Source organism: Leisingera sp. S132 (assembly GCF_025144465.1).
Taxonomy (GTDB): domain Bacteria; phylum Pseudomonadota; class Alphaproteobacteria; order Rhodobacterales; family Rhodobacteraceae; genus Leisingera.
On record NZ_CP083553.1, the window covers coordinates 1,995,592 to 2,019,486 of the forward strand.

General features: G+C 60.7%; 29 protein-coding genes. 12 read left to right on the forward strand and 17 right to left on the reverse strand.

Annotated elements, in window-relative coordinates:
- Position 1 precedes the first annotated feature (1 nt).
- From K3725_RS09795 to K3725_RS09855, 13 genes are all read right to left on the reverse strand, one after another.
- Positions 2–334, reverse strand: coding sequence for a DUF2190 family protein (locus K3725_RS09795; protein ID WP_260015135.1), 333 nt, complete (start codon positions 332–334; stop codon positions 2–4).
- Between the two features lie 102 nt (positions 335–436).
- Positions 437–2,815, reverse strand: coding sequence for a S49 family peptidase (locus tag K3725_RS09800; protein WP_260015136.1), 2,379 nt, complete (start codon positions 2,813–2,815; stop codon positions 437–439).
- Positions 2,808–4,304: a phage portal protein gene (locus tag K3725_RS09805; RefSeq protein WP_260015137.1), complete on the reverse strand. Its 1,497-nt coding sequence runs from the start codon at positions 4,302–4,304 to the stop codon at positions 2,808–2,810. The genes K3725_RS09800 and K3725_RS09805 overlap by 8 nt, the downstream gene beginning before the upstream one ends.
- On the reverse strand, positions 4,304–4,507 hold the full coding sequence (locus K3725_RS09810; protein ID WP_260015138.1) for a phage head-tail joining protein: 204 nt from the start codon (positions 4,505–4,507) through the stop codon (positions 4,304–4,306). The genes K3725_RS09805 and K3725_RS09810 overlap by 1 nt, the downstream gene beginning before the upstream one ends.
- A 2-nt stretch (positions 4,508–4,509) precedes the next feature.
- Positions 4,510–6,636, reverse strand: coding sequence for a phage terminase large subunit family protein (locus tag K3725_RS09815; protein ID WP_260015139.1), 2,127 nt, complete (start codon positions 6,634–6,636; stop codon positions 4,510–4,512).
- An 11-nt stretch (positions 6,637–6,647) separates the two neighbouring features.
- Positions 6,648–7,301, reverse strand: a complete 654-nt coding sequence (locus K3725_RS09820; RefSeq protein WP_260015140.1) for a terminase small subunit — start codon at positions 7,299–7,301, stop codon at positions 6,648–6,650.
- Between the two features lie 132 nt (positions 7,302–7,433).
- Positions 7,434–8,090, reverse strand: a complete 657-nt coding sequence (locus tag K3725_RS09825; RefSeq protein WP_260015141.1) for a hypothetical protein — start codon at positions 8,088–8,090, stop codon at positions 7,434–7,436.
- Between the two features lie 118 nt (positions 8,091–8,208).
- Positions 8,209–8,973: a hypothetical protein gene (locus K3725_RS09830; RefSeq protein WP_260015142.1), complete on the reverse strand. Its 765-nt coding sequence runs from the start codon at positions 8,971–8,973 to the stop codon at positions 8,209–8,211.
- Entirely contained in the window at positions 8,970–9,584 is a 615-nt protein-coding gene (locus tag K3725_RS09835; RefSeq protein WP_260015143.1) for a hypothetical protein, read from the reverse strand. Before K3725_RS09835 ends, K3725_RS09830 begins: the two co-directional genes overlap by 4 nt.
- 249 nt (positions 9,585–9,833) lie before the next feature.
- The gene (locus tag K3725_RS09840; RefSeq protein WP_260015144.1) at positions 9,834–10,454 is read right to left on the reverse strand and encodes a hypothetical protein; all 621 of its coding nucleotides are present in this window, start codon (positions 10,452–10,454) and stop codon (positions 9,834–9,836) included.
- Between the two features lie 60 nt (positions 10,455–10,514).
- A complete protein-coding gene (locus K3725_RS09845) occupies positions 10,515–10,943 on the reverse strand; it encodes a helix-turn-helix domain-containing protein (protein WP_260015145.1) in 429 nt (142 codons plus the stop codon).
- Positions 10,936–11,436 (reverse strand): hypothetical protein, encoded by a 501-nt coding sequence (locus tag K3725_RS09850; RefSeq protein WP_260015146.1) that lies wholly within the window; start codon positions 11,434–11,436, stop codon positions 10,936–10,938. Before K3725_RS09850 ends, K3725_RS09845 begins: the two co-directional genes overlap by 8 nt.
- A 170-nt stretch (positions 11,437–11,606) precedes the next feature.
- A complete protein-coding gene (locus K3725_RS09855; RefSeq protein WP_260015147.1) occupies positions 11,607–12,044 on the reverse strand; it encodes a hypothetical protein in 438 nt (145 codons plus the stop codon).
- Positions 12,045–12,207: 163 nt separating this feature from the next.
- Here K3725_RS09855 and K3725_RS09860 point away from each other — a divergent pair, with 163 nt between their 5' ends.
- Positions 12,208–12,738, forward strand: a complete 531-nt coding sequence (locus K3725_RS09860) for a hypothetical protein (RefSeq protein ID WP_260015148.1) — start codon at positions 12,208–12,210, stop codon at positions 12,736–12,738.
- A 38-nt stretch (positions 12,739–12,776) separates the two neighbouring features.
- On the opposite strand, the gene K3725_RS09865 is transcribed toward K3725_RS09860, so the two are convergent.
- Positions 12,777–12,959, reverse strand: coding sequence for a hypothetical protein (locus K3725_RS09865; protein ID WP_260015149.1), 183 nt, complete (start codon positions 12,957–12,959; stop codon positions 12,777–12,779).
- Between the two features lie 248 nt (positions 12,960–13,207).
- Between K3725_RS09865 and K3725_RS09870 the strand changes: the two genes are divergently transcribed.
- From K3725_RS09870 to K3725_RS09915, 10 genes are all read left to right on the forward strand, one after another.
- Positions 13,208–13,537 (forward strand): helix-turn-helix transcriptional regulator, encoded by a 330-nt coding sequence (locus K3725_RS09870; RefSeq protein WP_260015150.1) that lies wholly within the window; start codon positions 13,208–13,210, stop codon positions 13,535–13,537.
- 199 nt (positions 13,538–13,736) lie between these two features.
- Entirely contained in the window at positions 13,737–14,354 is a 618-nt protein-coding gene (locus K3725_RS09875) for a LuxR C-terminal-related transcriptional regulator (RefSeq protein WP_260015151.1), read from the forward strand.
- 60 nt (positions 14,355–14,414) lie between these two features.
- Positions 14,415–14,987: an acyl-homoserine-lactone synthase gene (locus tag K3725_RS09880; RefSeq protein ID WP_260015152.1), complete on the forward strand. Its 573-nt coding sequence runs from the start codon at positions 14,415–14,417 to the stop codon at positions 14,985–14,987.
- Positions 14,988–15,085: 98 nt separating this feature from the next.
- Positions 15,086–15,337: a hypothetical protein gene (locus K3725_RS09885; RefSeq protein ID WP_260015153.1), complete on the forward strand. Its 252-nt coding sequence runs from the start codon at positions 15,086–15,088 to the stop codon at positions 15,335–15,337.
- Complete coding sequence (locus K3725_RS09890; RefSeq protein ID WP_260015154.1) at positions 15,334–15,675, forward strand: hypothetical protein; 342 nt, start codon at positions 15,334–15,336, stop codon at positions 15,673–15,675. Before K3725_RS09885 ends, K3725_RS09890 begins: the two co-directional genes overlap by 4 nt.
- A gap of 123 nt (positions 15,676–15,798) precedes the next feature.
- Positions 15,799–16,077 carry a hypothetical protein gene (locus tag K3725_RS09895; protein WP_260015155.1) on the forward strand — a complete coding sequence of 93 codons (279 nt, stop codon included), beginning with the start codon at positions 15,799–15,801 and terminating at the stop codon, positions 16,075–16,077.
- Positions 16,078–16,098: 21 nt separating this feature from the next.
- Positions 16,099–16,434 carry a hypothetical protein gene (locus K3725_RS09900; RefSeq protein WP_260015156.1) on the forward strand — a complete coding sequence of 112 codons (336 nt, stop codon included), beginning with the start codon at positions 16,099–16,101 and terminating at the stop codon, positions 16,432–16,434.
- 26 nt (positions 16,435–16,460) lie between these two features.
- Complete coding sequence (locus K3725_RS09905; protein WP_260015157.1) at positions 16,461–17,279, forward strand: YfdQ family protein; 819 nt, start codon at positions 16,461–16,463, stop codon at positions 17,277–17,279.
- Between the two features lie 68 nt (positions 17,280–17,347).
- Positions 17,348–17,689, forward strand: a complete 342-nt coding sequence (locus tag K3725_RS09910) for an ASCH domain-containing protein (protein WP_260015158.1) — start codon at positions 17,348–17,350, stop codon at positions 17,687–17,689.
- Between the two features lie 16 nt (positions 17,690–17,705).
- Positions 17,706–17,966: a pyocin activator PrtN family protein gene (locus tag K3725_RS09915; RefSeq protein WP_058287143.1), complete on the forward strand. Its 261-nt coding sequence runs from the start codon at positions 17,706–17,708 to the stop codon at positions 17,964–17,966.
- A gap of 308 nt (positions 17,967–18,274) precedes the next feature.
- On the opposite strand, the gene K3725_RS09920 is transcribed toward K3725_RS09915, so the two are convergent.
- From K3725_RS09920 to K3725_RS09930, 3 genes are all read right to left on the reverse strand, one after another.
- Complete coding sequence (locus K3725_RS09920; RefSeq protein WP_260015159.1) at positions 18,275–19,678, reverse strand: TRAP transporter large permease; 1,404 nt, start codon at positions 19,676–19,678, stop codon at positions 18,275–18,277.
- Between the two features lie 5 nt (positions 19,679–19,683).
- On the reverse strand, positions 19,684–20,334 hold the full coding sequence (locus K3725_RS09925; RefSeq protein ID WP_260015160.1) for a TRAP transporter small permease subunit: 651 nt from the start codon (positions 20,332–20,334) through the stop codon (positions 19,684–19,686).
- 82 nt (positions 20,335–20,416) lie between these two features.
- On the reverse strand, positions 20,417–21,433 hold the full coding sequence (locus tag K3725_RS09930; protein WP_065266444.1) for a C4-dicarboxylate TRAP transporter substrate-binding protein: 1,017 nt from the start codon (positions 21,431–21,433) through the stop codon (positions 20,417–20,419).
- 493 nt (positions 21,434–21,926) lie between these two features.
- Between K3725_RS09930 and acs the strand changes: the two genes are divergently transcribed.
- A complete protein-coding gene (gene acs, locus K3725_RS09935; RefSeq protein WP_260015161.1) occupies positions 21,927–23,888 on the forward strand; it encodes an acetate--CoA ligase in 1,962 nt (653 codons plus the stop codon).
- Positions 23,889–23,895 lie beyond the last annotated feature (7 nt).

The window sequence follows — 23,895 nt, forward strand, 5'->3', positions numbered from 1 at the left end:
CTTAGCGGACTGCACCGTCCAGCAACACCGTGCCGGTGTCGGAAGGATCTGCCGCCGCCAGGGTCGCCGCACCAACCAGCGTGTTGCCGCTGGCAGCCGTAGTGGTGCGCTTGTTGGTATCGTCCCAGTAGATTTTCGCCCCCTGGGTCCAGGCCTGCGCACTGGTTTTGATCAAGTCAAAGACCCCGCGGCGTTTGATCTGCACCGGCTCACCTGCTAGCGCATCAATCGAGGCGATGCCGAAGATAGCACCCACCTTGCAGCCCTCTCCGGACTTGACGTCATAGGGGGCGGTAACGGTCAGGACTTCACCCTCCTGCAGTTGGTTTTTCATGGTTTCCCTTTCCGGCCGGATTTCATCAGGCCTTGCTCCAGAAAGACCAAGGGCAGCCGAATGGCCGCCCTTTGGTCACATCAGTTTTTCAGGCGAATTGACTTACTGCCCGGGGTTTTTGTACATCCCGTGCCACGCCATCGGCGAAACGCCGGCATCCAGGCGAACCTTCATTTCGGTGCCGTCGACGGTCCAGCCTTCCTGCTGCTCGATGTAGGGTTCACGCTGGCCATCCAGGTAGGCGACTTCGATGGTGTCGTGGGCTTCCGGATCCGCCAGCAGGAACCAGGCATTGCCGCTGACACGCGCATCCAGAATCGGCTCCGCCGACTTGTAGACGGTGTTATAGGCCTGGGAACCCTTGCCACCCGAGGTGTCGGGAGCTTTTTCGGAATTCAGCGCGCGAAGAACGGCAGCCCGCTGCGTCGTGCGCGCCAGCAAGTATTTCGGCTGGATGTTCAGGACAGCGTTCTCGTCCTTGGTTTCACGCGGCTTCTGCTCCGCCATGGCCGTCAGACCCGCGTCAATCGTGCCCTCGGACGGCGCGGCGCCGCTTCCCGCAAGGTTGCCGTGGTCCGCATGGAACAGCGCTTTGCCATCAGACATTGCGGGATTGCTGTTCAGAACAGCAAAGACCATCGCGCCAACCGTCCGTTTGGAAGCCCGGCCCATCTTGCGCGGAATATCGGTGAAGGCGTCGAGATCGTCATTGATGATGGCCTGGCGGGAAATCTTGAACAGCTTGCCGTAGGTTGCCAGCATGATCTCCTCGCCGAAATCGCCGATGGTTGCATAGTTGAATTCGGCGTCTTCGCCGACTTCATCGAGCGCCGGGAACAGCCCCATGCCGACCCGCTTGGTTTTCTTGAAGTCGGTCAGGACGCCAGCCCGGGTGAACTGCTCAAAGCTCTCCGCAGCCTCCTGGTAGCCCAGCAGCATGGACTTGTGCGCCACATCAGCCAGGACGTGGCCAAAGTCGGCAGTGGTGTGCTGACCGCCCGCCATACTGGGAACAAAGGCCGCACCAACCATCTGCATTGCGCCGCCCACCGGCACAGCCAGACCGCGCGACGTCAGTGTGTAGCGGGCCATTTCGCGCAGAGACATGGAATAGAACTCATTGCGCTTGCCGCCATCCAGGCCAGCTTTTGCCGAAAGTGCCTCGACCATACCGGCGTGGGTCCTCTCAACGCTGTCCGATACGATCCGCACCGACGTATCAGCGTTGCGGATATCGCCGCCGTCCTGGGCGTTTGCCGCCACCTTGTCGATGACCTTCATGCCAGCCGCCTCGACCGTGCAACCGCTCTCCACCAGCTCCTGCGCGAACGCAGCGGACAAGCCCGCCTTGGCAACCATGCCGGTGATCTTGCCCGCACGGGCAGTGGCCTCCGCAGCCGCATCAGGCGCGCCCGCACCCTGGGTTTCGGCGCCCTGTCCGGCCACCACCTTATCCTTGACCTCACCACTCATGTGGCTCTCCTTTTGCTTCTGGGGAACCTCTGCCCCGGTTTCGCAGCCGGGGCTGCACAGAGAAACGGCGCCCGCATCCGGGATGCTGCCATCCCATGCGCCGGTTTCATTCACCGACGCGACCATCGCGTCGAATGCCTTTTTCGGATCGGCCATGCGGTCAGCGAGGCCGAGACGAACCGCCTCGGGACCATCGAAACACCGGGCCTCTGATTTCAGGGCCGCGGCCATGTCGAACCGGTCTCCGCGCCCCTCGCCGACTAGCTGCGCGAAGGACACCCGCATTTTCTCGCATTGCTCCTGCCATTCCTGCAGCAGCGCCTCAGGCAGCGGCTCAATGGAGTTGCCTTCAGCCTTGCGCTCGCCCGCCCGGATCACAGTGACCGTGATCCCCTCCTGGTCCAGCTTGCGGGATTGCTCCGCATGCATGGCAATGACGCCGATGGAACCGCAGCCGCCGAACTCCGGCACCGTGATAAGGTCTGCCTGGCTCGCCAAGGCATAGCCTGCGGAATAGGCGCTTTCGGCGCAGAAGGCATAAACCGGCTTGGACTTCCGCACTTCGCGGATCATTGCTGCCAGTTCAAAAGCCCCGGCGGCCTCGCCGCCCGGCGTGTCCAGTTCGAGGGCGATAGCCTTGATATCAGGATCCGAGGCCGCGGCCGAGATCTGCGCCCGCAGCCCCTCATAGCTGGTCATACCCGAAGACTGCCCTAGCCAGGATCCGCGCCGCACCAGCGAGCCGACCACCTCGATCACAGCCACCCCGCCGTGCTTGATATAGCCACGGCGCTCCTGCGTCAGGTATGTGGACATGCCGTCATGCAGGATTGACCCCGCCCGCGGCCCGGTAAAGCCGCCGGCATGTTCGCCCATTGTCGCACCCAGTTCGATCTGAACACCCAGAACCCGCGGACTGAAAGCCTCAGCAATCACGCGCGCCTTCCGCTCCTCGATCATCAGCGGAACGCCAAACATCCGCTGCGCGATTTGGGTCATGCTACTCATCACCCTCTCCTTTGCTGTCTTTGTTGGCATGCTGGCCACCGCTGGCCGTGGTGTTGCGCGGGTCGCTGTCGAAGACGGCGCCCGTTTTATCCGCGCGCTTGTTGTCATCTTCGATTTCCCGCATCACGCGGTCCGGATCCTCTCCCGCTTCGCGGATGACGCTGGAACGGGACGCCAGGCCCGCCCGGATCTTCTTGTTCAGCGCCGGGTAATCCTTGGTTGGATCGACCACCGGGCGCCGCGGCGCCGTCCATTTCAGCCGGTATTCATCCGGGGCAATACCCGTCTTGAAATACACGGCCTCCTTGAACCAACCGCCCACCTTGTTCATTTGCTTGGCGATCATCAGCTCTTGCTGCCAAAAGCTCACAATCGGGTCCTGATCCATCCGCGCCATACGTCCGGAGGCGTAGTGCGTGCGGTTGTAGTCGCCGGTGAACCCCTCATAGGTCAGCATCAGACCCGTGGCGATCACCCGGTCGATCAGCCGCACAACCGGCTCAGCATCCATAGCACTGGGCGGGTCGTTCCACTCAAGCTGGTCATTCTGATCAAGCTCCAGAATGCCGCCAGCCTCGACCTCAGCGAGGAAATCAGCACTGTCCCCGTCCGGGTCGTCATCGCCAACACGCTTAAGGATCCCCGCGAACATGGCGGCAACTTCCTGCCGCTTCAGGGTCCCTTGCATGAACTTATGAATATCCATCAGCTCCGGCATGACTGGCGTGTACCAGCTCACCCCGCGCCGCTGGCCAGGCCGGTCAACCATGAAGGCATGCGCGATATGCTCGGCAGACACCCGCCGCACATCACCGCCACCATAGATTGATCCAGGGTGCGACGTATGGAGATGATAGAATTCCGGCCGTCCGGTGGGGCCGTACTCGATCCCCTCCTCAATCAGACGGCCATTAGCCCCCTGGCCGGTGTCCCGGTTCTGCGCCAGAAAGTCCGTTTCCAAGCACTGGATCTGGAATGGCAGCGGCAATCCATCTGCTGCGCGGCGCATCCGTCGGCGCATCAAAACCTCCCCCGAAGTGGGAATGGTTTTCATGTTCAAAGACTGCAGACCGAACAGCGTTGAATTGCCATCCGCATCAATTGCCGTGGTCAGCAAGTGATCCTCGATCAGGCCCTCAATGCGCTTCTTGTCCTGGTCAGCCTCACTGCTGACCATTTCCACAACCGGCCGGATCCCGGCGCCAATGGTATAACCGGCAAACAGATTGTTGGCCCGCACCACTCGGGGGTTATTGCGCAGCATGTCGCGGGCGATATGGGCCAGCGGCATCCGCGCGCCCCGCATGGCGCCCTGCGCATCCCGGCTGTTGCGGTAAAACTCCCGCGACCGGCGTCCGCCGCCGACCGGCGCATAGCTGCCAGCCGAAGCCGATTTTTCAGCTCGCCGCTGCTTAAGAATCTCAAGCTGAGTGCGGGCAATTTCCCGGCGCAGAGCGAAACGCGGCGCAACGCGTGAAAGGAAGCTCATCAGCGGAACCCCGTACTGGTCAGCGGATTGTGAACACGCCGCGACCCCGTGGACTTCCCAAGGGCGGTTTTGATCTTGCGCTCAAGCCGCAGCATTTCGTCCAGGCTACGGAATTTCACCTTTTCCCCGTTCATCTCGACCTCAGAGGCGCCTTTCACCATTGCCGATTGGAGCCTGTCGAGATCCGCCTGGGTATATGCCATTGTCACACTCTCATTTTGCCAACGCGCCGCTTGCGCCGCTTGGGTTTCGGGGCCGGTTGATCCGGGGTTTCAGGTACATGTGCGCCAGCAACCCAATGCGGATTACCTTCGCCGAGGGTCGCCCAATTCGGCGGCGCCTCCTGGTTGATCCGGCGCAGGCCTTTGTGCTCCGCCATCGCTTGCGCCTGGACGGACAAGTCAAAACTTTCGTTTCGCTTCTGGCCCTTTTTCAGCGCCCAGCCCTTTTCCAGCCGCTCCTCGGCGCAGAACTCGCCCAGGTGGTCCTCACTCAAGAATTCCGGCAGCGGAAAGCTGCGCCGGTCACCAAGCGGACGCCCAAGTGCTGCGGCCACCGAATCCTTCAACCGGTCTGTTGCCATGTTCAGCAGCTTGATCCGGCGGCCTTTGTTGTTCTTGTTCGAACGCTCCGGCGCCTCATGCCAAACACGGTCACGCTGATTGAAACCGCCATGACCACGGGTAAGGAACCATCGGCTGCCCTGCCCTGCTTTGGACCGCTTACGCCAGAACTCTTCGGCATTATCACTCACACCGGGCGCGCCCTGGAAGTCGACGCCCAGGGTCACAGCACGCAACGCGCAGTCCGCACCCTCGACCTGCCAAAGCTGGTGATCCAGGGGCGCAAGGACATCCCAATCGCCCGGGTACTTGCCAGGATCCAGCTTTCTTTTCGGGGCCGCGCCATCGGCATCAACCGGCGGCTGCGTCAGGTCGAAACGATCCAGAACGGTGCGGGAACCATCAATCCCCCAACCTGTCACCTGGACCGTGAAATAGGTGCCCTGCACGTCGATGGACACGGTAATGAACCGCACCCAGGCAGGAGCCACACCGCGCGGGCGTTCCTGCCGCTTTGCCTTCAGCGATTTGACGGTAAGGTCCCCGTCCTCCTCATCTCCGGAACGGGAGTAAGGCAGGCCAACCTCTGTGTACATGAACCGGCCCAATGCCAGATCATCGTCCATTTCCTCGGCTTCACGCTGCGCGTCCAGATAACGGGTCACCATACTGGACCAGCTCGAAAAGGTCGCCGCTGCGCCGTTCAAAGCCCAGCTTGCGATCTCGGATCCTCGGATCCGCGCATCCCCCAGCGGCACGATGCCGCCACCGGTTTCAGCCTCATGAAACCACCCGCCCCGACCCTTCAGACCGGCGCGGTTAAATTCATTGCGGTGCTGCGAACCGATCAGGCTGCCGCAATGCGGGCATGCCATCTCGGCAGCTTCCCCCGCCTCGACCGGCGGCAGATCCGGGTCAAAATGCAGACGGTCAAACCGAGGCTCAAACAGTTCTCCGCAGTCCCGGCATTCCCAATACCAGCGCCCCCGTGTCCCGCGGTTGTAAAGGGGCACGATACCGTAACGCACGGGCGGCAACTCATGCGGTGCATCCTTCCGGCGCGACCAGTCCGGTTTGATCACCGGCCAGGCTGGCGTGCTTTCAGCGAACAGAAAGCCGCGAGACATAAACGACTTGATGCGCTGCAGGCCCATATCGAAGGCAGACCCCTCCGGCGCATCTTTGCGCACACCCAGTTCCGGCGGAAAGTGGTCATAGTCTGTCATTCCAACAAACCGGTATTTGGCCGAGGACAGCCACTGCGGCGTCGGATAGCCCAGCATCAGACGCATACCGCGGAACCGTTTCCGCATGAATGTGTCATCATCCCGGCCACGGCCTAGCCGGTCCCGCACATCCGGGCTGTTTTGAATGACCGGGTTTAGCGATTCCTCGACCCAGCGGTCCCGGCTTGGCCGGTCCATATGGACCACTAGCGCAGGAGCCGGATCACACGTCACCGGGTGAAGTGCGGTTGTGATCAGAGCCATTGTCTTGCCGGACTGAGACGGGCCGACAAAGGCGCCCGCCTTGTAGATCCGCGATTTAGTCGTATCGACCGGCTCGACCATGTAGGGCGTAACCTCAGGATCATAATTCTGCCAGACACCGCGGGTCTCAACCCGCACATAACGCTGCGCCGCTTCTGTCGGCGTCATCCGGCTGGGCGCATCCAGCAAGGGCAGCGCATCGGTCAGCAGCTCTTGCGCCGAGGCAAAGGGCGGCAAGGGCGGCAGGTCGTAAACCTGGCCCAAGGCACGATCAGACATGTGAACCATTTTCAGCCGTTACCCTCTGCCCGGCCTTCCGAAAGGCGAACAACATCCGCAGGGCTGAAACCTGCCTCTCGGATATTGTGCCGCGTATCCTCCAGGATCCCGTCACAGAAGGATTGCGCCTTGTCGACCTGAAGCGGACTCAAGCCAAATTCCTGCTCCAGCCAATCCGGCAAATTCATCATCGCATTGCGGAAGCTGATGAGGACATGATCCAGAACGCTCTCGACTTGCGCCCGGCGTACAAGCTCGCCGCGCTGCTCAGCAGCCTTGTTTCGGATCAGTTCTGCCTCAGACCACTCCCGTACCTCCTTGGGCGATAGCGCCGGACGGTCGTCTTCCTCAGCGTCGTTGATAAACAGCATGGCCTTTTGTGCCGCGCTGTCCAACTTTGCTTTGCGCTCTTGCGCCTCGCCCGCCTCGCGCCACTTCCGCCAAGCATAGCAGTGGCTGAACAGGAATTCGTAACTGGTGCCGTTGCCGCCCATGGACAGAACCGGCATCCCGGCATCTATCCACTTGGTAATTGTGACCACCGAGACCGCCATGGCACGGGCAAGCTGTTCCCGGTTGAAAGTCTCGTCTTCGATCCCCTCAGGCAGCGGATAGAGCGACAGGTCGATAACCTGCCCGCTTTCCAATGTGAGCAACTCAGACATGACCTATCCTTCATTCTCCCAGGTCGTGAACAACAACAACCGAAACCATAACCCCCCAACAAAAAATCCGGCTCAAATGAACCGGGGCGCGAATTACCCCCGTGCGACCAGGGGCTGGAGAGGACCCAGAGCTTACCTTGCCGTGGCCAGGGCTTTGCGCATCCCGTTCACGAACGCAGTTTCGAAGCGGTTTCTCGCAACACGAAGAGCCAACGGCCCGTAACCGTAACGCTTGCGGTAGCTAGCCCGCGGCTCAAAGGCGACGAGCATCTTCAGCTTGCTGGAACCCTTCCGCCCGGACCTTTGATAGATCCCTGCAGGGAGGTGCTTGCCCTTCAACCCGCTGCGGCTGGCGGTGAACACCCCCTTGCGCTTCTTCAGACGGGACAGGCCGCCCTTTGGCAGGTTCCCGTGCTTGTTCAGCCTTGCACCGACCGGAACAACCAGCGCCTGCCCCCTTGGCCTGCGCACCCCGCCGGTCACTTGCATCTTGAGGTATTCAGACTGCACACGCTTGACACCGACCGTTGCGGTCAGCCTGATCTTTGTCGCCCTGCGCAGAAACAGCCCCCGCTTGGTGAAGCGGGTAGGCCTATCGAAAACATTCTCGATCTCACGCTCCTCAGCCTCCCTCACCTCTTGGGCAGTCTCATTGAGCGCCAGCGAGGTTGCATAGGGAAGCTGCTTGCGGGCCAGATCCGACAGCAGCCTTTCAGCCTCATCGAAATTGGCAGAGATATTCAGCACAGCAGCCCCCTTTGCGTCCGGGCTTTCCCCGGCCGATAACATGACAACCTCCGATGTTCGAAAGCACCAAAGCAAAAGCGCCCGGCAGTTTCCTGCGGGCGCATTTAGTGATGATGCATATTCTGTGGCACGCAGATGATGTAAGCGTCAAGCCCATTTCTCACAGAGCGAGTATTTGACCGCCCTTCACCGGCCCAGCCATCGCATCCAGCACACCGGCCAGCGCCCGCGTCACAGCCTTCACATTGTCGCCGTTGACCGACCAATGATGCTTGCGCAGCACGTCGCTGATTGTCTTGTCATGCAGGCAGACCATATCCACCAGGACACGGTTGTTGATGGCGCCGCGCGTGCCGCGCTTGGACGGACGCACCCGCCGCACCTCCATCGCCACCCCGTTGCCAATGCGGCGGCGCAGCCGTTCAATCTCTTCCCGGTCGCGCAGCACTGCGTCAATGAATTCGCCGCCCTGCCCGCTGCCGCCCGTGCGGATCGCCTCAACGGAAGAACAGCGCACGCCCGCACTTTCGTACCGCTCCAGCAGATCCCGGTAATGACGCCCCATCGCTACCTGACCGGGCGAGAACGGCGCCGGCTTTTTCTTCCGCGCCGCACTGGCCGCCATTACGTCAAAGGCATCAGCCATCTGCATCGCCTTGCGGCCTTCAAAGCCAGCGGGTTTCGCCTCATAGTCTTTTTCGCCTGATGGATAGAACTGCACTGGCTCAAACACCCGGAAGGCACCGCGCGCCGGAGCATCCGGTATCCGGTCTCCGCATTCCGCCGGCACATTCCCGCGGGCCTTCACCGCCTCGATCCGCGCCGCCTCTTCCTCTTCGCGAAGCCTGCGCGCCGCCAGGTATTCCTGTACGGGCGTCATGACCGCCTCACCATCTGCAGCCACTACTGCTACCTGCTCGCTCACGCTTGCACCCTTTCTTTCGCTCCAGTCCCATTTCGGGCCGCCTTGCCTTCCATCACCCACGCCTCGCACTTCTTCAGCGTGCGTTCATACCAGCGGACGAATTCCCCCTGGTCGTGGATATCCGGGAACCCGCGCGCGCGCCGTTCCATGATCTTCTGATATTCGCTGTTGAACTCGGCAGCCTGCCGCCGCACCCGGTCTTTCTCAGGCCCCTTTGCAGGGGGCCGCTTGTTGTCACGCCAGAACAGGTATTCCGCCAGCAGCACCCCGTCCTGCATTGCCTCCGCCCCGGCACGGGACCGGAACCAACCCAGCAGCTCAGGCAGCTCATCAAGCGGGCGGTATTCCAGCGCCTCGGCCCAGCCCATCACTGTTGCACGGCACGGCCAGAAGCATTTCGCCGATCCTTCGCCCTTGGTCTGCAGCGACTGCTGCAGGGCTATCAGCCCCTTGTCGCTCATGTAGGTGATGGAGTCGGCCAGCCGGTCCAGCAATGCCCGCTGCCTGTCTTCCGGCGTTCCCTTCGGAAACCTGAAGCCCAAATCTTGCAGCGGATGTATCACCAGCCTCCGCACCCGGGCGCGCTTGCTTTCGGTTTGGTCATTGCACATCTGCCTTCACCGCTCCTTTTTCTAAGCCTGTCCGACCTATCCACAGGCAGCCCACTCCCGACGTTGCGACCTGTGAATATCTTTTCGTTTAATTTCGTTTCTTCTCTTTTCGGCGGTCACAGAAACCGCGCAAAAAAAGGGACAACCGGAACAGAACACAGGAAATTCCGTGTTTTTCCGGGCAGGTTCTATAACTTTCCCGGAATATTCTGTGACCGTCACAGAATGCACAGATTGCACCAGAGCCGATCACGGGGCGCACTCCGTCTGGAATTCATCCAAGGCAGAGCGCACGAATGCCTCGCGCCGCTGCACGTCGGGATAGCGATCCTCAATCCAGTCATTGAAACGGTCCAAGAAGCCGGGCGCCCGCAGAAGCTGGCCCGCCCCGATCCGGCTTTCGATCATGTCCTGCAGATCCTTGAGCCGCTTGGCGCGCTTGCGTTCCTCCTGATTGCTCTTGTTCTTCCGGTTCGATTTGAGCGCCTCCGCGGCCACTTCCATCACAACCGGATGCGCCCAGCGGATTTCCCCGTTATCGCACCGCACCCGATGCCAATTGTGCAGCGGCGATATCTTGCGCTCAGTCAGCGCCTGCCACTTCTCCAGCGGCAACCGCAGCTCGTAGGCCAGTTGCTCATCATCGCAGGGCAGCGTGCCAATGGGCGTTTCATCCTGCGCAATGAAAAAGAGCTGCATGCCGTACCAGCCAACATCAGGATCGGCCTTCCGGCGGAACTCGCTGGCCCGCCAACGCTTGAGGTTCCATTGCAGGAAGTAGTGCGAGTCCAGCCGGTCACTGGCTGAAATCGGGTACTCCTCCAAATCCTCGGCATCGACCGGCTGCAGATGCCTTGCGTATGCATTCATTGCCCTGCCCTTCCTCTTATTGTTGTTCCAGCCCGCCCTGCAGCAGGCCGCTAGTTCCTGTCAGCCTCGCCCCGCGCGCACCGTCGAAAACGAGCGCCCATGTGCATGCTCATGCCGGATGAAATCTGCGCTGCCCGCGCGCTCAGCCAACTGCCGCCGCAGCTCGTCGTAATCCGCCTTGATTTCCGGGATTGCCCTGCAGCGCGCCTGCACCTGCTTCAGGCCGTACATCACGGTGGTGTGGTGCTGCAGACCGAGGGCACCAGCGATATCCGTGGTGCTCAGCAGCGTGCGGTTCCTGATCATCGCCATTGCCATTTGCCGAGGCCAGGAAACCCGACGTTCGCGGCTGGGGCCGGTCAGCTCACCCTTACGGAGCTGATAGTAGACCCGCACCACCTCGATAATCTCCGACACACACAGCTTCCGCTTGGGCGACGGCATTTCCTGCTGCGAGCCTGATTTCTCGATAATCAAAGGATCAGACATTGATCAGCACTCCCCGATCAAATTCAGCAAGCCCAAACCCGCCATCCGGGTAATCGCCCTCCCGCTCCAGAAGCGCGCGGCACGGCGGCACCCAATGAAGCTCCGTCACACCGGAACGGTAATCCGCCAGGAACACCACCCAGCAATAGGCCGTGGCCGTGCTGCCTTTCGGAGCCAACCGCCCCTTGTGCATCACGACGCGCTCAGCGAATTGCAGAACGAAGGCTGGCGAGCGCCGGGAAAACAGATCCTCATACCGCCGCTGCCCCTCAAGGAAGGCACTGCGTACCAGAAAGGCGCACCCTTCGCGGCTTGTCCGCAAGGCGCGCTCTATGAACTGCTCAGCCAGCTTGAACGGCGGGTTCGAAAACGTCCAATCAACCGCCTCCGGATCAGCCCCAAACAGGTAATCCCGCACCGGGAAGCCAGCGCCGTAATCGTGAACGTCCGCTGCCTCTACCGTGTCAAAGATTTCAGTCAGGACGCGCACCATGTGCCCCCGATTGGCCGCAGGTTCACGCGCCACTCCGCCAGCAGTGAAACCTTGCGACACTAGGAACCGCCACAGCGCCCGCGTGGCCCAAGGCGGAGTTGGGAAATCGTCAAGACTGCTGTGCGGTTCGCTCCGCTGCTGCATAACGGCACTGGAAAGGTTCTGGCCCATCAGGCACCCTCCCCATCCAGAAGATAAACCGGCTTGTGATCAGCCAACGCGCAGCATGCCGCCCGCCAAACACAGGCAGACGAATGCCAGCCCGGCACCGGCGGAATAATCACCAGGTCCGCATAGCGCAGAACACTTTCCGGCCTGGCCTCTTCCAACCCGCATTCATATGCCAGATAGGCCGGAGTAATCGGCAGCACACCGGAACTGGCAAGCTGCCCCATCCACTCCAGCGCAATATCGGCCGCCAGGACTGGCCCGCCATCATATCGCGCATAAGGAGAGGCCAGGCACGCCAGTTTTCCGGCGGCATCAGCGGCAGCATCCTGCAGCATCAGTTTATCCCGGAACAGGCCAACAGGCCGCCAGAACCAGCCCAACCACACCCAATCCGGCTGGTTCGGAAATTCCAGCGCCGTTTCGGAAAGATCACGCATCAGCCACCCCCGCGGAAAAAGGGGCGCGCAGCGAGGTAGTCGTTGCGCGCCCTAGTCCAACAGGGAGGTATTCGGGGGCTTTCTGCAGGAACGCCTGCCCCTGGTCAGCGTGCATAACGGGGACAGATGCCCGCCCTGCAGAAATTCCGCAGACAACCGAGGCTTGTCCGCCACGCCGATTGCCTGCACCCTTCGCGGGATCAATTTGAACGACGAAAGGATTCTCATGAAACCCGCCAGACATTTCTTGACGGCAGCCGCTGTGCTGGTCATTAGCGCCAGCCCCCAAGTCGCATTGGCGAAAGTCCCGGAACCGGTTTACGATGAAACCGCTGCCCGCGCGGACTGCACCAAGGAATGGGGCAGCGACTTTCAGATGATCGAGTATTGCTTGAACAAACGGCACAAAGGATTTCGAACGTTTGAAGCCATTGCAAACGACGCACCAGACAGCCTCGATCCCGCTCTCACGCTCTGCACCGAGGAGTGGGGCAATGAATGGGAAATGGTCGCGCACTGCGCAAGAAAGCAGTTGCGCGCGATAAGCAGCATGCTTGAACACACCCAAGACCTCCCGAAGGATGTTGGGGACGTGATCCTTTCGGATTGCGCCAACGAATGGGAACCCGACTGGAAGATGGTTGAGTACTGCATGGGAAAGCAAGCACGTGCCTGGCGATCCCTGAACAACTGAGGCCGACTGGTAAGGGGCGATTTCTGGACGGACGTCAGTCATTCGCCGCCCTCTTGATCTTTGGCAAAATGGTCCAGAGGGGGAAGCTCAACATCTTTTTCGGATGCCATAGCTAGAGCGGTGCGGTAGATCTTGGCGGCCGTTGAAAGGTGGATTTCGCGCGACTTGACGCGCTCATCCTCAAACTTCCCCAATGTATTTGGAGCAACGCCAGCCGCCACGCTTAGCGTCGAGGGTTTGATACCTAGCCTTTGCCTGGCTACCCTAAGCCAAGACCTGAACTCATCCGAGTCAGGCAGGAAGGTCTCTTTTTCGCCCTCTGGCTTCACGGCGCAACCTCAAAATGTTGTTTTATCACCTTTTGAGGTTATATGTAGCATTGCGAGGTGTGTAAACAACCTTTTTGGTATATTCATTTTCACCCCAAAAGGTGAAAGTATGCCGCAATAGCAAAAAGCGGATCGCCGGTATGGATAATATTTGGGAGAAAAGACGCGCCAACCTGGGCGCCTTGATGGGGTCTAAGCGCATGAAGGCAGCGCAGGTCTGCCAGGCTGCAAAGGTTTCCCCAAACACCTTGGGGAAGTTCATGCGAGGGGAAAGCAAAACCCTGTCTCAGAAAAGCCTAGAGGCAATTCTGGCAGTACTCGGTTCGAACTTGATGGCGATAGACTCCAACAACCCTTTGTCGAACACTAAGACCGAGCTTTTCAAGCTTATCGAGGGAATGTCAGAAGAAGAAGCTATGCGAGAACTTGAGAGAATCTCTAGTTCTGCGGCTGATCGGTCCGCTTCTTGAGTTCTTCCAGGTACTTAGCCGCCTGGGCGTCGCTCATCTTCTCCACGAGAGCTTTCAAATCTTCTTTCGCCGAAGGCACTATGTCACGCATCTCAAATATCCAGTAACGTTATGCGCGGCCAAGCTGCACAACTTACGCTTGTGGTTCAATACCCAAAATGGTAAATTTCACCCCAAAAGGTGATACCGCGAGATTTTCATGCAGTTTTTTTCCGACGTACCCGCAGACCTGTCCGACATTGCACCCCACGGCCTCGCACTTGGAATTGGCTCGTTTCGCACCGGGCAGATTGACGTACACACCACATATTCGAACGAATGGCAGGGCCTTTACCATGAGCGAGGCTGGTTGACCCAGGACCCCGCAGTGACCAGCGGCCTTAGCGGCCCCGGTATTCACCAATGGGACGCTGAATCCATCCAGGACGCGGACTTCAAGGACGCCTGCTTCGGTTATGGGCTAAAGTCTGGAACTTCGATCACAGACACAATCGCAGGGAGTTCTTGCCTGGTCGGCCTCACTATCAATAAAGCCCCTTCTGAAGCCGCAACCGAAGCCGCAACACGGGCAGTGCGGGAGGCCCACATGGGATATCTGACCACCAAGGCCCAACTGCTTCTCCCCCAACACATCGACGTAGTTTACCTTGCGGCGAAGGGATACCGCGCCAAGGAAATCTCTGCGAAACTCGACATTTCCGAAGAAACGGTGAAGCAAAGAAAGACAGCCGTGCAAAGCAAGATCGGGGTCAACAACTTCACCGCCGCGGTAAACATCTGCGCCATCGCAGGTTTAACCCTTCACCCCATAAAGTAGAGGAAACCCCCGCCTAGGCAGTGCAAGTCTTTCTCCTAGTTTGCAACTTGGAGAATAGACATGCAGCACAGCGTTGTTTCCTGGAAAACAATCCACGAGCACGGCCAGCTTTGGTGGCTACACCTAAAAATGCGGAAACAGCTCTTTGTTGACGAAATGCAATGGGCCATTCCTCACACAGAGGAGGCTGAGGCCGACCAGTACGACACCCCCCAAACGCATTATGTCATCAGCCACGCCAACGGCGCTCCGCTGGCCGCTTCACGCCTCAACCCGACATACGGAAACTTTGGCGATTGGTCCTACATGATCAACGACGCCTGCGAAGGAAAACTTCCAGGCATCCCTGATACGCTCATGGAAACCCCACCCCGGGAACGCGGAGTTTGGGAGGCAACACGCTTTACTGTTGACCCCAGCATCCCCCAAGCGGAGCGCAATTCAATACTGGCCGAAAACGCCCTGGCACTTACCGGAGCGGCCAGAACTCTGGGAGCATCAAAACTGATCGCCCTGATGCCGCCGGCATATGTCCGCTGGCTCACCTCGATTGGCCTGCCAACCACAAAGGCGGGGCCAACAGTTAAGGACGGTCAGGGCAAGAGAATCTGCGTTATGGAAATGGCACTCTAATCACGCGACAACCCCGAAGGGATTAATTTGACCCTTTCGGGGTTGTTTATCACCTTTTAAGGTGATACAGCTTTCTCCAAACACGGAGAAGGCAGACCATGACACAGCATACCCAGCAGACCGCACCCGGCAAGGCAGGCGCTTGCCAGGTTCTCCACCTCGGAAATTCGCCCCGCTTTGCCGCCCTGCCGGATGGCGCCCTGCACGATCCCGCGAATGGCGTTACTGAAATCGCGCGCCGCCGGGCAGAACGTGCCGCCGCCCTTTCCGCCCGCATCCAGCGCCGTATCGCGGAAATGGGATACTCCACCCGGCCGCCGGCACTCATCGCACCGGGGGCGCTGGCATGACCCGCCCCACCCCGCAGGAGGTTTACGCAACCGCGCAGCATATGGCGGTTGCCAGTGATATCTGCCGCGCTGTGATCTTTTCCGGTCTCGGCGGCACGCTGATCCCGAATGAATCGCAGCCCATGACCCCTGACGAGGCGTTCTATAAGGTCACCCTTTACGGTGTCACCGGGTCTGGCCTCGATCAGGTCCAGGCGCTGGCCGACTGGATCCGCCAAGCCAAGGATTTGCCACGCGACACCCGCACCGCCCGCGCCACCGACGGCCGCCCGGACTGCCCGTACAACGGCGCAGCCCCACTGCCGCCCGCCCGCACACGAGTTGCCGAGGCCGCTTGAAACCTGCGCCTTAGCACACTGGCCGGGGGCACGTCCCGAAACGCCCCGCCAAATCCGCCGGGCGCGGCAAAGTCCACCACTCACGCCACCGCGCCGCGCCCAGCAATGCACAAAGGCAAGCCTATGACCACAGAACCCAAACAGCGCTTTGACGATCTGCCGCCATCGACCCAGGCAGGCATCCTCTGCAATGACCCGCGGTTTCAGACCTTCGCAGCCAAACGCTGCGGATACCCCGGCGGCCAGTTCACCCAGGGCGCTGCAGCGGAATACGTCCGCCAGGTCTGCCTGGTCAGCAGCCGCTGCGACCTGCTGCACGACCAAGCAGCCGCCGAACGCTTCCAGGCCCTGCGCACCGAGTTCGACGCATGGACCGGCAAACTCGCAACCCCACGCCCCTAACCCACCAACAGAGGACACGACATGCCCCTGCCCAATCACACAATCAACTTCCTCGAATTTCTTCAGTCATTCCGCCGCGGCCAGCTCCTGCATGAAGCTGACGACCACCTTGAAAAGGTGATCAGCGCTATGGCCGAAACCGGTGGCGATGGTGAAATCACAATCAAACTGCCCTTCAAGCGGAACAAGGCAGGACAGATCGAATGCACGCCCAAGATCAGCTCCAAAACACCGCAACGGCAAATGGGCACCGGCATCTATTTCGCTGACGACGATGGCCGCCTCAGCCGCCGCGACCCGAACCAAATGGACATTGAAGACGAAATTGAGCGGCGACGCCCTGCCGCCACTGAATGATCACCCTGCAACCAAAGGAATAGACAATGCAGAACACCGACGCCAACCTGCCCAAACAAGCAATGGACACAGCAATTGAAGCTGCCCGGCTGGCAAACCCAGTAATCACCGGACCGGACGGACGGCAGCACGCTTTCATTCCTGAAGGCTTTGACCTCAAGGATATTTCCGACCCGAACCTCCTGCCCGAGCACATCAGACAGGCCGTTATCCTCGACGACCGGGAATCCCTGACCAACTATGTCAACCGCTTCAGCGACGGCCGATCAATCCTGATCGCCGACTATGACGCCGGGCTGATCCGCGCGCACCTGGACTGGCACAACGACAACAGCACCGACCTGCAGCGCCAGCACGCATCCCACACGGCAACCCTAAAACTGCGCAACAGTGAGGAATACGACCGCTGGAACAAGATGGAAGGCGAAATGCACTCGCAGGAGGCATTCGCCCTGTTCATCGAAGAGAACGTTGCGGATATCAGCGACCCGGATCACTCGGTGATGCTAGAAATCTGCCGCGACCTCGAAGCCACCCAGGACGTCTCTTTCAAGAGCGGCATCCGGCTGGAAAACGGCGACCGCACCTTTGTCTTTGAGGATGAAACCAAGGTCAAAGGCGACATGACTGTGCCAACGGAAATCGGCCTCTGCATCCCGCTCTATCAAGGCGAGGAACCGGCCGATATCCGCGCCAAGTTCCGCTTCCGACCCACCGCCAACGGCCTGATGCTCGGCTTCCGCTGGCATCGTGTCGAATACATGCGCCAGGCCACATTTGCGGCGATGGCACATCAGACAGCCGAAGACACCGGCCGCCCCTACTTCTTTGGCCGCACGTCCTAACCCTATCGGGTTTCTCTTTCTGCCCCCTCATCGATCGAGGGGGCATCGACGGAAACCAGGAGGTTCAAATGCCCCGCAACATGTCATTCGCACTGACCACGGAACAGATGCGCAACCGCACCAAGACGGTCACCCGCCGCTTTGGCTGGTGGTTCCTGCAGCCCGGCGACGTGGTGAATGCCTGCGTGAAGTGCATGGGCCTCAAGCCAGGTGAGAAGGTGCAGCGCATCTGCCAGATTCGCATCACCAGCACCCGCCGCGAACCCCTCAACGCCATCACAGTAGAGGACTGCACCCGCGAAGGCTTCCCCGAATATGCGCCGACCGATTTCATCAACATGCTCGCCGCCCACCGCGGCTGCCCACCTGACGAACCCGTGAACCGCATCGAATTCGAATTTCTGGACTGATCAGGAGGCCAGACGGATGAACACAGCCTTTTTGCTTATGGCACAATACAACGGCCGCGCAGTCATTCCTGCGGATGTTGTGGTGCAAGACTATTTCCAGCACCTGACCCTGCCGAAGTTTCTTCGCAAGGTGAATGAAGGCCAGATCGCGCTGCCGCTTGTCTCGATCGAGGCAAGCCAAAAGAGCGCAAAGGGAGTTCACCTGCAGGATCTGGCCGAGTACCTGGACAGAAGGCGGGAGGAAGCCCAACGGGCATTCCGCCAGATGCACAGCTAGGACAAGCCAACCCCAGCCAACTTGTAAAAGCGCCGCCATTGAGCGGCGTTTTTTGCAGTTCCGGGCAGGGAACAACTAGACTCGGAACAACTTTCGGGACAACACACACAATTAAACACCAGCAAGATACTGATTTATTGTGTATTTTTCCAGAAACCCGCCCCATCCATCATCGGTGCCACGCTCAACCGCGCGGCCTGGTGCAGGGGGGCGAAATCAGTCATGCCGCGCCATATAGGCCCTGCACGCCCGCCTGCCAAGCCGGTCTGCTTTGGTGAGCCCTGAACACGCTTCCCCTTCTGTACAGCCTACCCGGCCAAGGAAGGCAGCCACAGCACAATCCCCGGGAACGCCACCAGCAGCGCGATAGTCACTGCATCGGCGATGAAGAACGGCGTTACGCCCCGAAACACATCCTGCACGCTCAGGTCATCGCGCACGCCAGCCACGACAAAGCAGTTGAGGCCGATGGGCGGGGTTATCAGGCAGAACTCGGCCATTTTCACCACCAGGATGCCGAACCAGATTGCACACATTGTGCCGCTCATGCCAAAGGCACTGTCCGCCGCGGCAACGCTCTCACCGCCGTTCAGCGCCATCACTGCCGGATAGACCACCGGCAGGGTCAAGAGCAGCATCCCGATTGCGTCCATGAACATGCCCAGCACCGCATAGGCCAAGAGGATGCAGATCAGGATCAGCATCGGCGACATCTCCAGCGAGGTGATCCAGTCGGAAAACGCCCCCGGCAGATCTGCAAAGCCAAGGAAACGCACATAGATCAGCACCCCCCAAATGATGGTGAAGATCATCACCGTCAGCTTGGCGGTTTCCAAGAGCGCCGATTTCAGCTCCGCCCATTTCATCCCCTCCTTCAACGCATAAAGGAACACGATGAAGGCACCGATAGCGCCGCCTTCGGTCGGAGTGCCCCAGGCATCGCCGCCAAAGGGGTTGTAGACAAAGCAGATGATGATCACGACCACCAGCACGATGGGCAGTGCACCGGGCAGCGCGGCGAACCGCTGACCCCAGGTAAAGCCCCCGACCGGCGGGCCGACGGATTTGAAGACCACCGCAATGCCCACAATCAACAGGCCATAGATCACCGCCGAAAAAGCGCCCGGGATGAAACCCGCCAGCAGCAGCTTGCCTACATCCTGCTCAACGATGATGGCGTATATCACCAGAATGGCCGAGGGCGGGATCAGCGACGCCAGCGTGCCGCCCGCCGCCACCACACCGGCGGCAAAACGCTTGTCATAGCCGATTGCCAGCATCTCCGGGATGGCGATGCGGGCAAAGACGGCGGAGGTCGCCACGGAGGCGCCGGATACTGCGGCAAACCCCGCGGTGGCAAACACGGTGGAGACCGCCAGCCCGCCCGGCAGCCAGGCGATCCATCGCTTGGCGGCCACGAACAGCGCGCGGGTCAGCCCTGCGTAATAGGCGAGATAGCCGATCAGGATGAAGGTCGGAATGAGGCTGAGCGCCTGGCTGGAAACCTTGGAATGCGGCACCTGGCCTGCGGTCTTGACCGCGATGGTCAGCGCTTTGCCGAACCGGGCCGGGTCATAGCCGAACTTGGCCCAGAAGATCCAGATGAGGCCGGCAAGGCCCGCAAGGCCGGCGGCAAAGGCGACCCGCATTCCCAGGACCACCATGGCCAGCAGGCCGCCCGTGACCCACAGGCCGATTTCAATCGGTTCCATCTGCCTTACCCTTGCCCGCTGCCACTTGTGTCATGGCCTTGCATCTGGTCTGCTTCAGCCGCCGCCTGCTCTGCCGCGCTCTGGATCAGCGGCACCGCCACCGGCGCTTCCAGTCCCAGCACGAGAGCCCGCCCGTAGCCCCAGGCCTGCAGCAGCAGACGCAGTGCCAGCACCGCAAAGGCCACCGGTGCCAGCAGCTTGGCGGGCCAGATCGGCAGGCCGATGTCGATGGAGCTGTCGCGGCTCCACCAAGGTGCGGCAAAATCGAAGGAACGCAGGAAATGAGACCAGCTGCCCCAGACCAGCGCCAGGATCAGCAAGAGGATCAGCACGACCGAGACCAGCTCGAACAGCCACAACGCGCGGCCCTTCAGGGCACCGATGAAGATGTCCATGCGGATGTGGCCGCCCTGGCGCTGCACATAGGCGATGCCCATGAAGGCAATCAGCGGCATGATCTGTTCGATCCAGTCGACATAACCGGGCAAGGGCGCATTGGCCGCGTTGCGCCCGCCGACTGAAACGACCGCCAGGATCATCAATGAGAACACCGCCAAACCGCTGAGCAGCGCCAGCAGCTGCTCTGCCTTCAGCAATCCCCGGTCCAGCCTGCTGATCAGGCTGCCATCCTCCAGCACCGCCGCGCTGCCTGCCATGCCCTGCCCCCGTCATTTCCGTATCGTCAAAGACAAAAGGGGCCGGTGCTGTTCTGCCCGGCCCCTTCCCGTTCTGTCAGCCTCAGCTGCCCGAGCGCACGTCGCTCAAGGTTTTCTGCACCAGGTCATAAAGCTCCTGCGCCGGCAGGCCCTGGGCGCTCATGTCCTCGATCCACTTGGCGCGGATCGGGTCGGCGGCCACCTTGCGGAACTCGGCCAGCTGGTCGTCGGAGATCATCACCTTCTCGACGCCCTTCTCGGCCAGCACACCGTCCCATTTGGTCAGCAGCGCACCGTAGTTCTCCAGGTAATGGGCAATCGCCTCCTCTACTGAGCTGTCCAGCGCCTCGCGTTCGGCGTCGCTCAGGGCGTCATAGGCATCGGTATTGACCACCACCGGGCAGTTCACGGTGCCAGGGTTCAGGTTGGCGGTCCACCAGTCAGCCTTGTTGATGGTGCCAAAGCTGAGATGCGCGTGCTGGGCAAAGGCGACAGTGTCGACGACACCCGATTCCATTGCGTTATAGGCTTCGGTTGCGGTTACCGAGGTCGGCACCGCACCCACGGCAGAGAACGCCTGACCGATGCCGCCGGTGGCGCGCACCCGCATGTCCTTGAACTCAGCCAGCTCATCGCGCGGCTCGCCGGTGCCGACGATATTGTACTGCGGCATCGGCGAGGTCATCAGCAGCTTGGCGTTCCAACGCGCCAGATCCGCCTGCACCGCCGGATGGGCATAGACCGCATGGCTGACCGCCACTTCCTCCTCCAGCGTGTTCACACCCAGGAACGGCAGTTCCAGAACGGTGATGGTCGGGTTCTTGTCGCGGTGGTAGCCGGCGCAGAACTGCGCCATTTCAAAGGCCCCGATGGAAATCCCGTCGAGGTTTTCCTTGTTCTTAGACAGCCCGCCATAGCTGATGTTCAGGGTGAATTCGCCGCCGGTCTTTTCGCTGACCAGCTCCGCCAGCTTCTCCACATGCTCTGTAAAGGCGCGGCGTTTGCCCCACAGGGACACGTTCCATTCGGTGGCAGCAGCCTCCCCGGCGATGGCAAAACCCGCAGCAGCCGCCACGGCGGCAGTCAGAAATCTGTTCATGATGTAACTCTCCCGAATTGCGCCCTTGTGACTGCCGGCAAAAGGAAATCCGGCCTGGACGCTTGCCCGTCAGGCTAGCGGCAGGGATGCGCCCTGCCAAGCCCCCCGGCAGCAAAGGTGACGCAGCGACTCGCACATCCCTCGCGGCCCGCATTTTGCAGCGGCGGCACAATATGCCGCAGGCGGCGGCCCGGTCCTGCCTGCGGCAGGTCGCCGCTCCCGGGCTGTTGCGCCACCATGAGAGCGCAAACGCCGCCCCTCTCAATTTACAGAAAAAACCATAAAAACAAGAAGCGGTATGCGCCCGCATGCAAATTTATTTTCAACTCCGGCAGGAGTCCTGAAATTCATTTACAGATAAATCCTTTGATACCCGCATTTTATTCACAAATTTTCAGACTGCGGTATTATCTGCCCCCAGGAGGAAACGGTTTGACAGCCACGGCACAGCGTTGTCGTTTGTCTTGCCAATAAATTTCTGGGAGGAACCCGAATGAACGCGCTGCACGCAGACGCTGTCTATCCGCCGTCCGACGAAACCGTTGCCCGCGCGCATGTGAATGCCGCCAAGTATCAGGAGATGTACGAGGCCTCGCTGTCCGATCCCGAAGGGTTCTGGGGTGAGCAAGGCAAGCGCATCGACTGGATCAAACCCTTCACCCAGGTGAAGGACGTGAATTACAACTTCGGCAACGTCTCGATCAACTGGTACGCGGACGGCACCCTGAACGTGTCCGCCAACTGCATCGACCGCCACCTGGAAACCCGCGGCGACCAGACCGCGATCATCTGGGAGCCGGACAGCCCCGAGGACGAGGCCCAGCATATCTCCTATAAGGAGCTGCACCGCCGCACCTGCCGGATGGCCAACATCCTGGAATCCATGGGCGTGCGCAAAGGCGACCGGGTGGTGATCTATCTGCCGATGATCCCCGAAGCGGCCTATGCCATGCTGGCCTGCGCCCGCATCGGCGCCATTCATTCCATCGTCTTTGCCGGCTTCTCCCCCGACGCGCTGGCAGCCCGGATCAACGGCTGCGACGCCAAGGTGCTGATCACCGCCGACGAAGCCCCGCGCGGCGGCCGCAACACGCCGCTGAAATCGAACGCCGACGCCGCCCTGCTGCACACCAAGGACACGGTGAAATGCCTGGTGGTCAAGCGCACTGGCGGCCAGACCACCTGGGTCGACGGCCGCGACCATGACTACAACGAGATGGCGCTGGAAGCGGACGACTACTGCGCACCCGCCGAGATGAACGCCGAAGACCCGCTGTTCATCCTCTACACCTCCGGCTCCACCGGCCAGCCCAAGGGCGTGGTGCATACCACCGGCGGCTACCTGACTTATGCCGCGATGACCCATGAAATCACCTTTGATTACCATGACGGCGACATCTACTGGTGCACTGCCGACGTGGGCTGGGTGACCGGCCACAGCTATATCGTCTACGGTCCCCTGGCCAATGGCGCCACCACGCTGATGTTCGAGGGCGTGCCGACCTACCCCGATGCCAGCCGCTTCTGGCAGGTCTGCGAAAAGCATAAGGTGAACCAGTTCTACACCGCCCCCACCGCGATCCGCGCGCTGATGGGTCAGGGTCCTGAATTCGTTGAAAAATGCGACCTGTCGTCCTTGTGCACTCTCGGCACCGTGGGTGAGCCGATCAACCCGGAAGCCTGGACCTGGTACAACGAGGTTGTCGGCAAGGGCAAATGCCCGATCGTCGACACCTGGTGGCAGACCGAGACCGGCGGCCATCTGATGACCCCGCTGCCGGGCGCGCACGCGATGAAGCCGGGCGCTGCGATGAAACCCTTCTTCGGCATCCAGCCGGTGGTTCTTGATCCGCAGTCGGGCGTCGAGATCGAGGGCAACGGCGTTGAAGGCGTGCTGTGCATCAAGGACAGCTGGCCGGGCCAGATGCGCACCGTCTGGGGCGACCACGAGCGGTTCGAGAAAACCTATTTCTCCGACTACAAGGGCTACTACTTCACCGGCGACGGCTGCCGCCGCGACGGGGACGGCGATTACTGGATCACCGGCCGCGTCGACGACGTGATCAACGTCTCCGGCCACCGCATGGGCACGGCTGAGGTTGAAAGCGCTCTGGTGGCCCACGCCGCCGTCGCTGAGGCCGCCGTGGTCGGCTACCCGCATGAGATCAAGGGCCAGGGCATTTACTGCTACGTGACCCTGATGAACGACCGCGAGCCGTCCGAAGAGCTGCGCAAGGAGCTGCGCCAGTGGGTCCGCACCGAGATTGGCCCGATCGCCAGCCCGGATGTGATCCAATGGGCGCCGGGCCTGCCGAAAACCCGTTCGGGCAAGATCATGCGCCGCATCCTGCGCAAGATCGCCGAGAATGACTTCGGCAGCTTGGGCGACACCTCGACTCTCGCCGATCCGTCGGTGGTCGAGGACCTGATCGAAAACCGTGCGAACAAGGGGTGATTGACCG

Coding starts and splice junctions, on each gene's coding strand:
- K3725_RS09795 (WP_260015135.1), bottom strand. CDS start 334: ATGAAAAACCAACTGCAGGAGGGTGAAGTCCTGACCGTTACCGCCCCC.
- K3725_RS09800 (WP_260015136.1), bottom strand. CDS start 2,815: ATGAGTAGCATGACCCAAATCGCGCAGCGGATGTTTGGCGTTCCGCTG.
- K3725_RS09805 (WP_260015137.1), bottom strand. CDS start 4,304: ATGAGCTTCCTTTCACGCGTTGCGCCGCGTTTCGCTCTGCGCCGGGAA.
- K3725_RS09810 (WP_260015138.1), bottom strand. CDS start 4,507: ATGGCATATACCCAGGCGGATCTCGACAGGCTCCAATCGGCAATGGTG.
- K3725_RS09815 (WP_260015139.1), bottom strand. CDS start 6,636: ATGTCTGATCGTGCCTTGGGCCAGGTTTACGACCTGCCGCCCTTGCCG.
- K3725_RS09820 (WP_260015140.1), bottom strand. CDS start 7,301: ATGTCTGAGTTGCTCACATTGGAAAGCGGGCAGGTTATCGACCTGTCG.
- K3725_RS09825 (WP_260015141.1), bottom strand. CDS start 8,090: ATGTTATCGGCCGGGGAAAGCCCGGACGCAAAGGGGGCTGCTGTGCTG.
- K3725_RS09835 (WP_260015143.1), bottom strand. CDS start 9,584: ATGTGCAATGACCAAACCGAAAGCAAGCGCGCCCGGGTGCGGAGGCTG.
- K3725_RS09840 (WP_260015144.1), bottom strand. CDS start 10,454: ATGAATGCATACGCAAGGCATCTGCAGCCGGTCGATGCCGAGGATTTG.
- K3725_RS09845 (WP_260015145.1), bottom strand. CDS start 10,943: ATGTCTGATCCTTTGATTATCGAGAAATCAGGCTCGCAGCAGGAAATG.
- K3725_RS09850 (WP_260015146.1), bottom strand. CDS start 11,436: ATGGTGCGCGTCCTGACTGAAATCTTTGACACGGTAGAGGCAGCGGAC.
- K3725_RS09855 (WP_260015147.1), bottom strand. CDS start 12,044: ATGCGTGATCTTTCCGAAACGGCGCTGGAATTTCCGAACCAGCCGGAT.
- K3725_RS09870 (WP_260015150.1), top strand. CDS start 13,208: ATGGATAATATTTGGGAGAAAAGACGCGCCAACCTGGGCGCCTTGATG.
- K3725_RS09875 (WP_260015151.1), top strand. CDS start 13,737: ATGCAGTTTTTTTCCGACGTACCCGCAGACCTGTCCGACATTGCACCC.
- K3725_RS09880 (WP_260015152.1), top strand. CDS start 14,415: ATGCAGCACAGCGTTGTTTCCTGGAAAACAATCCACGAGCACGGCCAG.
- K3725_RS09885 (WP_260015153.1), top strand. CDS start 15,086: ATGACACAGCATACCCAGCAGACCGCACCCGGCAAGGCAGGCGCTTGC.
- K3725_RS09890 (WP_260015154.1), top strand. CDS start 15,334: ATGACCCGCCCCACCCCGCAGGAGGTTTACGCAACCGCGCAGCATATG.
- K3725_RS09895 (WP_260015155.1), top strand. CDS start 15,799: ATGACCACAGAACCCAAACAGCGCTTTGACGATCTGCCGCCATCGACC.
- K3725_RS09900 (WP_260015156.1), top strand. CDS start 16,099: ATGCCCCTGCCCAATCACACAATCAACTTCCTCGAATTTCTTCAGTCA.
- K3725_RS09905 (WP_260015157.1), top strand. CDS start 16,461: ATGCAGAACACCGACGCCAACCTGCCCAAACAAGCAATGGACACAGCA.
- K3725_RS09910 (WP_260015158.1), top strand. CDS start 17,348: ATGCCCCGCAACATGTCATTCGCACTGACCACGGAACAGATGCGCAAC.
- K3725_RS09915 (WP_058287143.1), top strand. CDS start 17,706: ATGAACACAGCCTTTTTGCTTATGGCACAATACAACGGCCGCGCAGTC.
- K3725_RS09920 (WP_260015159.1), bottom strand. CDS start 19,678: ATGGAACCGATTGAAATCGGCCTGTGGGTCACGGGCGGCCTGCTGGCC.
- K3725_RS09925 (WP_260015160.1), bottom strand. CDS start 20,334: ATGGCAGGCAGCGCGGCGGTGCTGGAGGATGGCAGCCTGATCAGCAGG.
- K3725_RS09930 (WP_065266444.1), bottom strand. CDS start 21,433: ATGAACAGATTTCTGACTGCCGCCGTGGCGGCTGCTGCGGGTTTTGCC.
- acs (WP_260015161.1), top strand. CDS start 21,927: ATGAACGCGCTGCACGCAGACGCTGTCTATCCGCCGTCCGACGAAACC.